At 64.9% G+C, this 12,883-nt stretch carries 11 protein-coding genes; all 11 read left to right on the forward strand.

Annotated elements, in window-relative coordinates; translation table 11 throughout:
• Positions 1–3 precede the first annotated feature (3 nt).
• The 11 genes from rsmH to ACA097_RS18865 are packed head-to-tail and all read left to right on the forward strand — an operon-like array spanning position 4 to position 12,883.
• A complete protein-coding gene (rsmH, locus tag ACA097_RS18815) occupies positions 4–945 on the forward strand; it encodes a 16S rRNA (cytosine(1402)-N(4))-methyltransferase RsmH (protein ID WP_371365178.1) in 942 nt (313 codons plus the stop codon).
• Positions 942–1,235 carry a cell division protein FtsL gene (gene ftsL, locus ACA097_RS18820; protein WP_043254597.1) on the forward strand — a complete coding sequence of 98 codons (294 nt, stop codon included), beginning with the start codon at positions 942–944 and terminating at the stop codon, positions 1,233–1,235. Before rsmH ends, ftsL begins: the two co-directional genes overlap by 4 nt.
• On the forward strand, positions 1,232–2,977 hold the full coding sequence (locus ACA097_RS18825; RefSeq protein WP_043254595.1) for a penicillin-binding protein 2: 1,746 nt from the start codon (positions 1,232–1,234) through the stop codon (positions 2,975–2,977). The genes ftsL and ACA097_RS18825 overlap by 4 nt, the downstream gene beginning before the upstream one ends.
• Positions 2,977–4,440 (forward strand): UDP-N-acetylmuramoyl-L-alanyl-D-glutamate--2,6-diaminopimelate ligase, encoded by a 1,464-nt coding sequence (locus ACA097_RS18830; protein ID WP_371365181.1) that lies wholly within the window; start codon positions 2,977–2,979, stop codon positions 4,438–4,440. Before ACA097_RS18825 ends, ACA097_RS18830 begins: the two co-directional genes overlap by 1 nt.
• A complete protein-coding gene (murF, locus tag ACA097_RS18835; protein WP_371365183.1) occupies positions 4,433–5,797 on the forward strand; it encodes a UDP-N-acetylmuramoyl-tripeptide--D-alanyl-D-alanine ligase in 1,365 nt (454 codons plus the stop codon). Before ACA097_RS18830 ends, murF begins: the two co-directional genes overlap by 8 nt.
• Entirely contained in the window at positions 5,797–6,879 is a 1,083-nt protein-coding gene (gene mraY / locus ACA097_RS18840) for a phospho-N-acetylmuramoyl-pentapeptide-transferase (RefSeq protein ID WP_043254591.1), read from the forward strand. Before murF ends, mraY begins: the two co-directional genes overlap by 1 nt.
• Positions 6,880–6,892: 13 nt before the next feature.
• A complete protein-coding gene (murD, locus tag ACA097_RS18845; RefSeq protein ID WP_371365185.1) occupies positions 6,893–8,239 on the forward strand; it encodes a UDP-N-acetylmuramoyl-L-alanine--D-glutamate ligase in 1,347 nt (448 codons plus the stop codon).
• Positions 8,239–9,438, forward strand: coding sequence for a putative lipid II flippase FtsW (gene ftsW, locus ACA097_RS18850; RefSeq protein WP_371365187.1), 1,200 nt, complete (start codon positions 8,239–8,241; stop codon positions 9,436–9,438). Before murD ends, ftsW begins: the two co-directional genes overlap by 1 nt.
• Complete coding sequence (murG, locus tag ACA097_RS18855; RefSeq protein ID WP_043254586.1) at positions 9,428–10,501, forward strand: undecaprenyldiphospho-muramoylpentapeptide beta-N-acetylglucosaminyltransferase; 1,074 nt, start codon at positions 9,428–9,430, stop codon at positions 10,499–10,501. Before ftsW ends, murG begins: the two co-directional genes overlap by 11 nt.
• The gene (gene murC, locus ACA097_RS18860) at positions 10,494–11,936 is read left to right on the forward strand and encodes a UDP-N-acetylmuramate--L-alanine ligase (RefSeq protein ID WP_371365190.1); all 1,443 of its coding nucleotides are present in this window, start codon (positions 10,494–10,496) and stop codon (positions 11,934–11,936) included. The genes murG and murC overlap by 8 nt, the downstream gene beginning before the upstream one ends.
• Positions 11,936–12,883: a D-alanine--D-alanine ligase gene (locus ACA097_RS18865; protein ID WP_371365192.1), complete on the forward strand. Its 948-nt coding sequence runs from the start codon at positions 11,936–11,938 to the stop codon at positions 12,881–12,883. The genes murC and ACA097_RS18865 overlap by 1 nt, the downstream gene beginning before the upstream one ends.

Below are 12,883 nucleotides of genomic sequence, written 5' to 3' on the forward strand. Positions count from 1 at the left end.
CCTGTGAACGCCACTTACCAACACATCACCGTTCTGCTCGAGGAGGCCGTAGAGGCCCTGAATCCTCGGGCGGGCGGTTGCTATGTGGATGGCACCTTCGGCAGGGGAGGGCACAGCCGAGCCTTGCTCGGCAAGCTGGACCCGGGCGGGCGGCTGCTCGGGTTCGACAAGGATCCCCAGGCGATAGCAACGGGGCAAGCACTGGCGGCCGAAGACGGCCGCTTCGTCGTTGTACAAAGGTCGTTCGCCGAGATGGGCGAAGAGCTGTCCGAGCGCGGCCTGCTGGGCAAGGTCGATGGCGTTCTGCTGGACCTCGGCGTCTCCTCGCCTCAGCTCGACGATCCCGAGCGCGGTTTCAGCTTCCTCAATGACGGCCCGCTGGACATGCGCATGAACCCCGGTCGGGGTGTTAGCGCAGCCGAGTGGATCGCCAGCGCCAGCGAAGAGGAAATCGCCCGCGTCTTCAAGGATTACGGCGAAGAGCGCTTCGCCAAGCGCATGGCGCGCGCCATCGTGCAGCGCCGTGCAGAGAAACCCTTCGAGCGCACCGCCGACCTCGCTGCGGTCATCACCGAGGCCAACCCCGCCTGGGAGAAAGGCAAGAACCCGGCAACCCGCGCCTTCCAGGGGCTGCGCATCCACGTCAACAACGAACTGGGCGATCTCGAGCAAGGTCTGGATTCCGCGCTCGAAGCGCTGTCCGTAGGCGGCCGTCTCGTAGTGATCAGCTTCCACTCCCTGGAAGACCGCATCGTCAAGCAGTTCATGCGCAAGCACGCCAAGGGCGAAGCAGACAACCTGCCGCGCGACTTGCCGATTCGCGCCAAGGTATTCGAGCCGCGCCTGAAGCTGCTCGGCAAGCCGCAGTACGCTTCGGAGGCCGAACTCAAGGCCAATCCGCGCTCGCGCAGCGCTGTCATGCGTGTGGCGGAGAAGCTGCGATGAGCCGCCTGTTCGCCAAGCGCCTGCCCACCGGCAGCTTCATCATGCTGCTGATGTTCATTGGCGTGCTGCTTTCGGCAATCTCGGTGGCCTATAGCGCCTATTGGAATCGCCAGCTGCTCAATACTCTCTATGGCGAGCTGAACGTGCGCGACAAGGCGCAGGCTGAGTATGGCCGGCTGGTTCTCGAGCAGAGCACCTGGACCGCTTACAGCCGCATCGAAATGTTGGCCACCGAACAGCTGAAGATGCGCGTTCCGGATCCGGCAGAAATCATCATGGTGGCGCCATGAAGAACCTTCAGGGCGCTCTCTATCCCTGGCGCTTCCGCGTCGCCATCGGCCTGTTGCTGCTGATGGTGGCCGCCATCGTCTGGCGGATCGTCGACCTGCACGTGATCGATCACGATTTCCTCCAGGAGCAGGGCGACGCGCGCAGTGTGCGTTACATCCCGATTCCGGCCCATCGCGGGCAGATCACCGATCGCAATGGCGAGCCGCTGGCCGTCAGTACGCCGGTCGCCACTCTCTGGGCGAACCCCAAGGAATTGGTGCTTGAGCGCGAGAAGTGGCCGACCCTGGCCCATGCGCTAGGCCAAACCAGCGAAGCCCTCAGCGCTCGCCTCGAGCAGATGGCGGACAAGGAGTTCATCTACCTGGTCCGCGGCTTGACTCCGGAACAGGGCGAGGCCGTGATGGCCGTGGTCAAGGCCAACAAGATTCCAGGCGTCTACTCCATCGAGGAGTTTCGCCGTTTCTATCCGGCAGGCGATGTGACCGCGCACGTGGTCGGCTTCACCGATGTCGACGATCACGGTCGCGAAGGTGTCGAGCTGTCTTATGACGGTTGGCTGGCTGGCGTGGCTGGCAAGCGCCAGGTCCTGAAGGACCGCCGCGGCCATCTGATCCGCGACCTGCAGGTCACCCGCAACGCCAAGGCCGGCAAGACCCTTACGTTGTCCATCGACCTGCGCCTGCAGTACCTGGCCAACCGCGAGCTGCGCAACGCAATCATAGAGAACGGTGCCAAGGCCGGCAGTCTGGTGATCCTCGACGTGCGCACCGGCGAGATTCTCGCCATGGTCAACCAGCCGACCTACAACCCGAACAACCGTCGCGACATGCTGCCGGAAATGATGCGTAACCGCGCCATGATCGACGTTTTCGAGCCCGGTTCGACCATGAAGCCGCTGTCCATGAGCGCGGCGCTGGAGACCGGACGCTGGAAGCCTACCGATACCGTAGAGGTCTATCCCGGTACCCTGCAGATCGGCCGTTACACCATTCGCGACGTATCCAAGACCGAAGGTCCGGTGCTGGACCTGACCGGCATCCTGATCCGCTCTTCCAACGTCGGCATGAGCAAGGTCGCCTTCGATATTGGCGGCCAGGCCATCTACAGCGTGATGCAGAAGGTAGGACTCGGCCAGGACACCGGCCTCGGCTTCCCCGGCGAGCGCGTCGGCAACCTGCCCAACTACCGCGACTGGCGCAAGGCTGAAACCGCGACCCTTTCTTACGGCTACGGCTTGTCGGTGACCGCGGTGCAACTCGCCCACGCCTACGCCGCGCTGGCCAACAACGGCCAGACCGTGCCGCTGACCATGATTCGCGCCGACAACCCGCCCAAGGGTAGCCAGGCCATTCCGGAGCAGGTCGCCAAGACCATCCAGGGCATGCTTCAGCAAGTGGTGGAGGCCCCGAACGGCGTATATCGCGCCCAGGTTCCGGGTTATCACGTCGCCGGCAAGTCCGGTACCGCACGTAAGGCGCAGGTCGGCACCAAGGGATACACCGAGAACGCCTATCGCTCGCTGTTCACCGGCTTCGGCCCCATGAGCAACCCGCGCTTCGTGGTGGCGGTCGTCATCGATGAGCCGAGCAAGGCCGGTTACTTCGGCGGCCTGGTTTCGGCCCCGGTATTCAGCAAGGTCATGTCCGGCACCCTGCGCCTGATGAACATTCCGCCAGACAACCTGCAAGCAACTCCGCAGCAAACCGCCAATGCTGCGCCCGATAAAGGAGGGCGTGGCTGATGCCGATGAGCCTGAACCAGCTGCTCCCGCAAGCGGAAGACAGCGTACTGATTCGTGAACTGACCCTGGACAGCCGTGCGGTCAAGCCGGGCGATCTGTTCCTGGCGATCCCTGGCGCTCAGCATGACGGCCGCGCGCACATTGCCGACGCTCTGGCACGCGGTGCCGCTGCCATTGCCTATGAATCTGAAGGCGCCAGCGGGCTGCCCTCCGGCGCCACGCCGATGGTTGCGATCAAGGGGCTGGCCGGCCAGCTGTCGGCTATCGCCGGACGTTTCTACGGCGAGCCAAGCCGCGGCATCGACCTGGTCGGAGTCACCGGCACCAACGGCAAGACCAGCGTCAGCCAGCTCGTGGCGCAAGCGCTGGATCTGCTCGGCCAGCGTTGCGGCATCGTCGGCACCCTGGGTAGCGGTTTCCACGGCGCGCTGGAAAGCGGCAAGCACACCACGCCTGACGCCCTGGCACTGCAGGCGACTCTGGCCCGTTTGAAGCAGGAGGGCGCTCGCGCAGTAGCCATGGAGGTATCCTCCCATGGTCTCGAGCAGGGGCGCGTGGCTGCGCTCGAGTTCGATGTTGCGGTGTTCACCAACCTGTCCCGCGATCATCTGGACTACCACGGCACCATGGAGGCCTATGGTGCCGCCAAGGCCAAGCTCTTTGCCTGGCCCGGCCTGCATAGCCGAGTCATCAGCCTGGATGACGAATTCGGCCGCCAACTGGCCGCCGAACAGCACGAATCACGGCTGCTGAGCTACAGCCTGGAAGACTCTGCTGCATTCCTCTATTGCCGCGAAGCGCGTTTCAGCGACGCCGGCGTCGAAGCGCAGTTGGTCACCCCGAAAGGCGAGGGCGTACTGCGTAGCCCGCTGCTCGGCCGCTTCAACCTGAGCAACCTGCTGGCAGTGGTCGGTGCCCTGATGGCCCTGGACTATCCGCTTGGCGAAATCCTGCCGGTCATTCCGCAGCTGCAAGGCCCTGTTGGTCGCGTGCAGCGCCTAGGCGGCGGCGAGAAGCCGCTGGTGGTGGTGGATTACGCGCACACTCCGGATGCTCTGGAGAAGGTGCTGCTGGCTTTGCGTCCGCACGTTCATGGCCAACTGCTGTGCCTGTTCGGTTGCGGTGGCGATCGTGATCGCGGCAAGCGTCCCCTGATGGCGCAGATCGCCGAGCGTCATGCCGACGCCGTGCTGGTGACCGACGACAACCCCCGCACCGAAGATAGCGCTCGCATCATCGAGGACATCCGCGTCGGTTTCGCCAATCCCGGCGTGGTGCGTTTCGTACCCGGCCGCGGTGAAGCCATTGCCCAGCTCATCGGCTCTGCTGGCGGCGATGACGTGGTGCTGCTGGCTGGTAAAGGCCATGAGGATTACCAGGAAATCAATGGCATCCGCCATCCGTTCTCCGATCTGGAAGAAGCCGCCAAGGCGCTGGCTGCCTGGGAGGTGAAGAATGCTTAAGTCGTTGCTGCTCAGCGAAGTTGCTGCGTCCCTGCAAGCTCGCGTGATTGGCGCTGATGTCGCGTTCGACGCGGTTAGCACCGATAGCCGTGCCATCGAGGCCGGCCAACTGTTCGTGGCCCTCAGTGGCCCGCGCTTCGATGGTCATGACTACCTGGCGGATGTCGCCGCCAAGGGCGCCGTGGCTGCCCTGGTTCAGCGTGAAGTGGCCGATTCGCCGCTGCCGCAATTGCTGGTCGCCGATACTCGCGTAGCGCTTGGCCAACTAGGTGCGCTGAACCGTGATGCCTTTGCTGGTCAGGTCGTAGCCATGACCGGATCCAGCGGCAAGACCACGGTCAAGGAGATGCTCGCCAGCATCCTCCGCACCCAGGGCGAAGTCCTGGCCACCCGCGGCAACCTGAACAACGACCTGGGGGCGCCGCTGACGCTTCTGCAGATCGGCCCGCAGCATCGTAGTGCGGTGATCGAACTCGGCGCTTCGCGCATTGGCGAGATCGCCTACACCGTCGGCCTGACCCGCCCGCAAGTCGCCATCATTACCAACGCCGGGACCGCCCACGTCGGCGAGTTCGGCGGTCAGGACAAGATCGTCCTGGCCAAGGGTGAAATCCTCGAAGGTCTGCCGGCTGACGGCACCGCCGTGCTGAACCTCGACGACCGCGCCTTCGAAACCTGGAAGGTCCGTGCTGCGGGGCGCCGCGTGCTGAGTTTCGCGCTGAAGAACAGCACTGCCGACTTCCGCGCCAGCGATCTGCAGCGAGATGCCCGTGGTTGCGTGGGCTTCACCCTGCAAGGCCAGGCCGGCGAGGCACGCATCCAGCTGAACCTGCTCGGCGAGCACAATGTGGCCAATGCTTTGGCCGCCGTCGCCGCCGCTTATGCCCTTGGCGTGCCACTGGTCGGGATCGTCAACGGCCTGCAGGCACTGCAGCCGGTCAAAGGGCGCGCGGTAGCTCAGCTCGCGACGAGCGGTATGAGAGTAATTGACGACAGTTACAACGCTAACCCGGCGTCAATCTGTGCGGCCATTGATATACTCGCCGGCTTTTCCGGCCGGACCGTTCTGGTCCTCGGGGACATGGGCGAACTGGGCGCATGGGCTGAGGCTGCACACCGCGAGGTGGGCGCCTACGCCGTGGGCAAAGTCAGCGCGCTCTACGCGGTAGGCCCGCTGATGTTGAACGCCGTCCAGGCGTTCGGTGACGGCGCCCGCCACTTCGCGGACCAGGCCAGCCTGATTCGCGCCCTGGCCGACGAACCCGCTACCACCACCATTTTGATCAAGGGATCGCGCAGCGCGGCTATGGACAAGGTCGTCGCGGCCCTGTGCGCTTCCCCCGAGGAGAATCATTGATGCTGCTGCTGCTCGCCGAGTACCTGCAACAGTTCTACAAGGGCTTCGGCGTCTTCCAGTACCTGACCCTGCGCGGCATTCTCAGCGTGCTGACCGCGCTCGCCCTGTCGCTGTGGCTGGGCCCCTGGATGATTCGCACCCTGCAGATTCGTCAGATCGGCCAGGCCGTGCGCAACGACGGTCCGCAGTCGCACCTGTCTAAGAAGGGTACCCCGACCATGGGTGGCGCCCTGATTCTCACCGCCATCGCCATCAGCACCCTGCTGTGGTCCGACTGGTCGAACCGCTATGTCTGGGTCGTGCTGGTGGTGACCCTGCTGTTCGGCGCCATTGGCTGGGTCGATGACTACCGCAAGGTGATCGAGAAGAACTCGCGCGGCCTGCCGAGCCGCTGGAAGTATTTCTGGCAGTCGGTGTTCGGTCTTGGCGCGGCGATCTTCCTCTACGTGACCGCCGAAACCCCGGTGGAAACCACCCTGATCGTGCCGCTGCTGAAGAACGTCGAGATTCCCCTGGGCATCGGCTTCGTGGTGCTGACCTATTTCGTGATCGTCGGCTCGAGCAACGCGGTCAACCTGACCGACGGCCTCGACGGCCTGGCAATCATGCCGACCGTGATGGTCGGCGGTGCCCTGGGCATCTTCTGCTACCTGTCGGGCAACGTGAAATTCGCCGAGTACCTGCTGATTCCGAGCGTGCCGGGCGCAGGCGAGCTGATCATCTTCTGCGCCGCCATCGTCGGCGCCGGGCTGGGCTTCCTGTGGTTCAACACCTACCCGGCTCAGGTTTTCATGGGCGATGTAGGCGCCCTGGCCCTTGGCGCGGCCCTGGGCACCCTGGCGGTGATCGTTCGCCAGGAGATCGTGCTGTTCATCATGGGCGGCGTGTTCGTCATGGAAACCCTGTCGGTGGTCATCCAGGTCGCCTCCTTCAAGTTGACCGGGAAACGGGTGTTCCGCATGGCGCCCATCCATCACCACTTCGAACTCAAAGGCTGGCCGGAGCCGCGCGTCATCGTGCGCTTCTGGATCATCACGGTGATTCTCGTGCTGATTGGCCTGGCTACGTTGAAACTGCGTTGAGGACTGATCGAGCATGAGCCTGATCGCTTCCGACCAATTCCGCATCGTTGTCGGCCTCGGCAAGAGCGGCATGTCCCTGGTGCGTTTCCTCGCGCGCCAGGGCACGCCTTTTGCCGTCGCCGATACTCGCGAGAATCCGCCGGAGCTGGTCACGCTGCGCAGCCAGTACCCGCAGGTCGAAGTGCGCTGCGGCGAACTGGACGCCGACTTCCTCTGCCGTGCGCAAGAGCTTTACGTCAGCCCCGGCTTGTCGCTTCGTACGCCCGCTCTGATCGAAGCGGCAGCTCGTGGTGTGCGGATGTCCGGCGATGTCGATCTGTTCGCCCGCCACGCCAAGGCGCCGATCGTCGCGATCACCGGTTCTAACGCGAAAAGCACCGTTACCACCCTGGTCGGCGAGATGGCCGCGGCAGCCGGCAAGCGCGTTGCGGTTGGCGGCAACCTCGGGACTCCGGCGCTGGATCTGCTGGCCGATGACGTCGAGCTGTACGTGCTCGAGCTCTCGAGCTTCCAGCTGGAAACTTGCGAGCCTCTGAACGCCGCGGTCGCTACCTGCCTGAACGTCAGCGAAGACCACATGGATCGCTACGACGGCATGGCCGACTACCACCTGGCCAAGCACCGCATCTTCCGTGGCGCCAAACAGGTCGTGGTGAACCGTGCCGACGCCCTGAGTCGTCCGCTGATCGCCGATTCGGTGCCGTGCTGGACCTTTGGCACCGACAAGCCCGACTTCAAGGCCTTCGGCCTGATCGAGGAGGGCGGTGAGAAGTCGCTGGCCTTCCAGTTCGAGACGCTGCTGCCGGTGCGCGAGTTGAAGATCCGCGGCGCGCACAACCAGTCCAACGCCCTGGCCGCTCTGGCTCTGGGCCATGCCGTCGGCCTTCCGTTCGAGCCGATGTTGCAGACTCTGCGTGAATTCGCTGGCTTGGCGCATCGCTGCCAGTGGGTTGGCGAACGCGAAGGCGTGAACTACTACGACGACTCCAAGGCCACCAACGTCGGTGCTGCCCTGGCAGCCATCGAAGGCCTGGGTGCCGATATCGACGGCAAGCTGGTGCTGCTGGCCGGCGGCGACGGTAAGGGCGCCGACTTCAGTGCCCTGCGCGAACCGGTCGCAAAGTTCTGCCGTGCCGTCGTGCTGCTCGGTCGTGATGCCGAGCTGGTGGGCGCGGCACTTGGCGACGACGTGAACAAAGTACGCGTACAGACCCTCGACGAAGCAGTCCGCAAGGCTGCCGAGCTTGCTCAGACGGGCGATGCCGTACTGCTCTCGCCGGCCTGCGCGAGCCTCGACATGTTCAAGAATTTCGAAGAGCGTGGTCGTCTGTTCGCCAAAGCCGTGGAGGAGCTCGCCTGATGTTCTCCTTCCTGCGCCCATACCCGTCCCCGCTGATCAGCCGCAACGGCATCGATCTGGACTTCCCGCTGCTCGCCGGATGCCTGGCGTTGCTCGGCCTGGGGCTGGTGATGGTGACTTCGGCATCCTCGGAAGTCGCGTCGGCGCAGTCGGGCAACCCGCTGTACTTCTCGGTGCGTCACCTGATCTACCTGGCCATCGGCTTCGTCGCCTGCGGCGTGACCATGATGACCCCGATGGAAACCTGGCAGCGCCTGAGCTGGAAGCTGCTCGGCGTGGCTTTCCTGTTGCTCATCGCGGTAATTACTCCCGGCGTCGGCCGAGAGGTAAACGGCTCGATGCGCTGGATCGGCTTCGGTCTGTTCAACATCCAGCCATCGGAGATCGCGAAGGTCTTCGTGGTGGTGTTCATGGCCGCTTACCTGGTCCGCCGCCAACATGAAGTCCGCGAGAGCTGGATCGGTTTCTTCAAGCCCTTCGCGGTCCTCCTGCCATTCGCCGGCCTGCTGCTGCGCGAGCCGGACTTCGGCGCCACCGTGGTGATGATGGGCGCTGCCGCGGCCATGCTGTTCCTCGGCGGTGTCGGCCTGTTCCGCTTCGGTCTGATGGTGGCTCTGGCAGTCGGTGCCGTTGCGCTGCTGATCTGGAGCCAGCCGTACCGGATGGCACGTCTGACCAACTTCAGCGACCCCTGGGCCGACCAGTTCGGCGCCGGCTACCAGCTGAGCCAGGCGCTGATCGCCTTTGGCCGCGGCGGCTGGCTGGGCATGGGGCTGGGCAACAGCATCCAGAAGCAGTTCTACCTGCCCGAAGCGCACACCGACTTCGTCTTCGCCGTGCTGGCCGAAGAGCTGGGCATCGTCGGCGCACTGGCTACGGTCGGGCTGTTCGTCTTCGTCAGTCTGCGCGCGCTCTATATCGGCATCTGGGCCGAGCAAGCCAAGCAGTACTTCTCCGCATATGTGGCCTATGGTCTGGCTTTCCTCTGGATCGGCCAGTTCCTCATCAACGTTGGTGTGAACGTCGGTCTGCTGCCGACCAAAGGCCTGACCCTGCCGTTCCTCAGCTATGGCGGCTCCTCTCTGGTGATCTGCTGTGGCTGCCTGGGCATGCTCCTGCGTATCGAGTGGGAACGCCGTACTGCCGTGGGCAGCGACGAATTTGAATTCAGCGAGGAGGACTTTGCCGATGAAAGGTAATGTCCTGATCATGGCGGGCGGTACCGGCGGACACGTGTTCCCGGCGCTGGCCTGCGCGCGTGAGTTCCAGGCCCGCGGCTATGCCGTGCACTGGCTGGGAACGCCGCGTGGCATCGAGAACGACCTGGTGCCGAAAGCGGGGTTGCCGCTGCACCTGATTAATGTCAGTGGCCTGCGTGGCAAAGGCCGCAAGGCTCTGCTGCGCGCGCCCTTCGATCTGCTCAAGTCGCTGCTCCAGGCGCTGGGCGTGATGCGCCAGCTGAAGCCGGTCTGTGTGCTCGGTCTGGGTGGCTATGTCACCGGTCCTGGCGGTTTGGCCGCGAAGCTGAGTGGCGCTCCGCTGGTGATCCACGAGCAGAACGCTGTAGCCGGCACCGCGAACCGCAGCCTGGCGCCGCTCGCCCGGCGTGTCTGCGAAGCCTTCCCGGATACCTTCCCGGCCAGTGCCAAGCGCCTGACCACGGGCAACCCGGTGCGCGCCGAGCTATTCCTCGACGAAGCCGCTCGCACCGAGCCGACTGGGCGCAAGGTGAACCTGCTTGTCCTGGGCGGCAGCCTGGGCGCCGAGCCCCTGAACAAGCTGCTGCCCGAGGCGCTGGCGCTGGTTCCCGCCGAGCAGCGTCCGGCTGTTCGCCATCAGGCCGGTCGTCAGCATGACGCTGTCACCGCGGAGCGTTATGCGCAGGCCGGTGTCGAAGCCGACGTCGCGCCCTTCATCAGCGACATGGCTGCGGCTTATGCCTGGGCCGACCTGGTGATTTGCCGCGCCGGTGCGCTGACCGTCAGCGAACTGACCGCGGCGGGCCTGCCGTCCTTCCTGGTGCCGCTGCCCCACGCGATCGACGATCACCAGACCCGCAATGCCGAATTCCTGGTACGGGAGGGCGCCGCCCGCCTGCTGCCGCAAAAGTCTACCGGCGCCGCCGACCTGGCCGCGCAGTTGTCCGAGGTACTGATGCATCCCCAATCCCTGAAGCAGATGGCCGCCAGCGCCCGGCGCCTGGCCATGCCCGAGGCTACCCGCACGGTGGTCGATGCCTGCCTGGAGGTGGCCCGTGGTTAAAGAGCCCAACGGCATCACCCGCACCATGCGGCGCATCCGCCGGATCCACTTCGTTGGCATTGGCGGCGTGGGCATGTGCGGTATCGCCGAAGTACTGCTGAACCTCGGTTACGAAGTATCCGGCTCCGACCTCAAGGCCTCCGCAGTGACCGAGCGCCTGGAGAAGTTCGGCGCGCAGATCTTTATCGGTCATCGCGCCGAGAACGCCGATGGCGCCGACGTGCTGGTCGTCTCCAGCGCGGTGAACAAGGCCAACCCGGAAGTCGCTGCTGCCCTGGAGCGCCGCGTGCCGGTGGTTCCGCGTGCGGAGATGCTGGCCGAGTTGATGCGCTATCGCCATGGCATCGCCGTAGCCGGCACCCACGGCAAGACCACCACTACCAGTCTGATCGCTTCGGTATTCGCCGCCGGTGGCCTGGACCCGACTTTCGTCATCGGCGGTCGTCTGAACGCTGCCGGCACCAATGCCCAGCTGGGCACCAGCCGTTACCTGGTGGCCGAGGCCGACGAGAGCGACGCCAGCTTCCTGCATCTGCAGCCAATGGTCGCGGTCGTTACCAACATCGACGCCGACCACATGGATACCTACGGCGGCGACTTCAACAAGCTGAAGAAGACCTTCGTCGACTTCCTGCACAACCTGCCGTTCTACGGACTGGCAGTGCTGTGCGTGGATGATCCGGTAGTCCGCGAAATTCTGCCCCAGGTGGCACGTCCGACTGTCACCTACGGCCTGAGCGAGGACGCCGACGTCCGCGCCATCAACATCCGCCAGGAAGGCATGCGCACCTTCTTCACCGTGCTGCGCCCGGAGCGCGAGCCGCTGGACGTCTCGGTGAACATGCCCGGCCTGCACAACGTACTGAACTCCCTGGCGACCATTGCGATCGCTACCGACGAAGGCATCTCCGACGAAGCCATCGTTCAGGGCCTGTCCGGCTTCCAGGGCGTCGGCCGACGCTTCCAGGTCTACGGCGAGCTTCAAGTCGAAGGCGGCAGCGTGATGCTAGTCGACGACTACGGCCACCACCCGCGCGAAGTCGCGGCGGTGATCAAGGCCGTGCGCGGTGGCTGGCCCGAGCGTCGCCTGGTGATGGTCTACCAGCCGCACCGTTACACCCGTACCCGCGACCTCTACGAAGACTTCGTGCAAGTGCTCGGTGACGCCAACGTGTTGCTGCTGATGGAGGTCTACCCGGCCGGCGAAGAGGCGATCCCTGGCGCCGACAGCCGCCAGCTGTGCCGCAGCATCCGTCAGCGTGGCCAGCTCGATCCCATTTATCTGGAGCGCGATGGCGACCTCGCTGCGCTGCTCAAGCCGCTGCTGCGTCCCGGCGACATCCTGCTTTGCCAGGGGGCTGGCGATATCGGCGGGCTGGCTCCGGCACTGATCAAGAACCCGATGTTCGGCGGCGACGCCACGAGGAAGGCGTGATGAGCGATGCACTCAAATCCACTCTCGATCCGCGTGCCTTCGGCCGCGTCGCCGTGCTCTACGGCGGCAAGAGTGCCGAGCGCGAGGTATCGCTGAAATCCGGCTCGATGGTCCTCAAGGCCCTTCAGGACGCCGGTGTGGATGCCTTCGGTATCGACGTGGGCGATGACCTGCTGCAGCGCCTGACCAGCGAGAAGATCGATCGCGCCTTCATCATCCTCCACGGCCGTGGCGGCGAAGACGGCAGCATGCAAGGTCTGCTCGAAGTCGCTGGCATTCCCTACACCGGTAGCGGTGTGCTGGCTTCGGCCCTGGCCATGGACAAGCTGCGCACCAAGCGCGTGTGGCTGAGCCTCGGTCTGCCGACCCCGGCCTATGCGGTGCTGGCCAGCGAAGACGATTGCCGTCGCGCGGCTGCGGAACTGGGCTTCCCGCTGATCGTCAAACCGGCCCATGAAGGTTCGAGCATCGGCATGGCCAAGGTGGACAGCGTGGAAGCGCTGATCGATGCCTGGCGCGGCGCCGCGCAATACGACTCGCAGGTTCTGGTCGAGCAGTGGATCAGCGGCCCCGAATTCACCGTCGCCATTCTGCGCGGCCAGGTGCTGCCGGCCATCGGCCTCGGCACCCCGCACAGCTTCTACGACTACGACGCCAAGTACCTGGCCAGTGATACCCAGTACCGCATTCCCTGTGGCCTGAGCGCGGAGAAGGAGCGCGAGCTGCAGCAACTGACCGCGCGTGCCTGCGAAGCGCTGGGCATCCAGGGCTGGGCGCGTACCGACGTGATGCAGGACGCCGAAGGGCGTTTCTGGCTCCTCGAAGTCAACACCGCACCGGGCATGACCGATCACAGCCTGGTGCCCATGGCCGCGCGCGCGGCCGGTCTGGACTTCCAGCAGCTGGTGCTGGCGATCCTGGCCGACAGCGTCGAGGCAAGGGGGTAA

This window comes from Pseudomonas sp. QL9 (assembly GCF_041409665.1).
In the GTDB taxonomy this organism is placed as follows: domain Bacteria; phylum Pseudomonadota; class Gammaproteobacteria; order Pseudomonadales; family Pseudomonadaceae; genus Pseudomonas; species Pseudomonas knackmussii.

Bases quoted from the DNA above. Each gene is read 5' to 3' on its own strand.
- ftsL (WP_043254597.1), top strand. From the start codon at position 942: ATGAGCCGCCTGTTCGCCAAGCGCCTGCCCACCGGCAGCTTCATCATG.
- ACA097_RS18825 (WP_043254595.1), top strand. From the start codon at position 1,232: ATGAAGAACCTTCAGGGCGCTCTCTATCCCTGGCGCTTCCGCGTCGCC.
- ACA097_RS18830 (WP_371365181.1), top strand. From the start codon at position 2,977: ATGCCGATGAGCCTGAACCAGCTGCTCCCGCAAGCGGAAGACAGCGTA.
- murF (WP_371365183.1), top strand. From the start codon at position 4,433: ATGCTTAAGTCGTTGCTGCTCAGCGAAGTTGCTGCGTCCCTGCAAGCT.
- mraY (WP_043254591.1), top strand. From the start codon at position 5,797: ATGCTGCTGCTGCTCGCCGAGTACCTGCAACAGTTCTACAAGGGCTTC.
- murD (WP_371365185.1), top strand. From the start codon at position 6,893: ATGAGCCTGATCGCTTCCGACCAATTCCGCATCGTTGTCGGCCTCGGC.
- ftsW (WP_371365187.1), top strand. From the start codon at position 8,239: ATGTTCTCCTTCCTGCGCCCATACCCGTCCCCGCTGATCAGCCGCAAC.
- murG (WP_043254586.1), top strand. From the start codon at position 9,428: ATGAAAGGTAATGTCCTGATCATGGCGGGCGGTACCGGCGGACACGTG.
- ACA097_RS18865 (WP_371365192.1), top strand. From the start codon at position 11,936: ATGAGCGATGCACTCAAATCCACTCTCGATCCGCGTGCCTTCGGCCGC.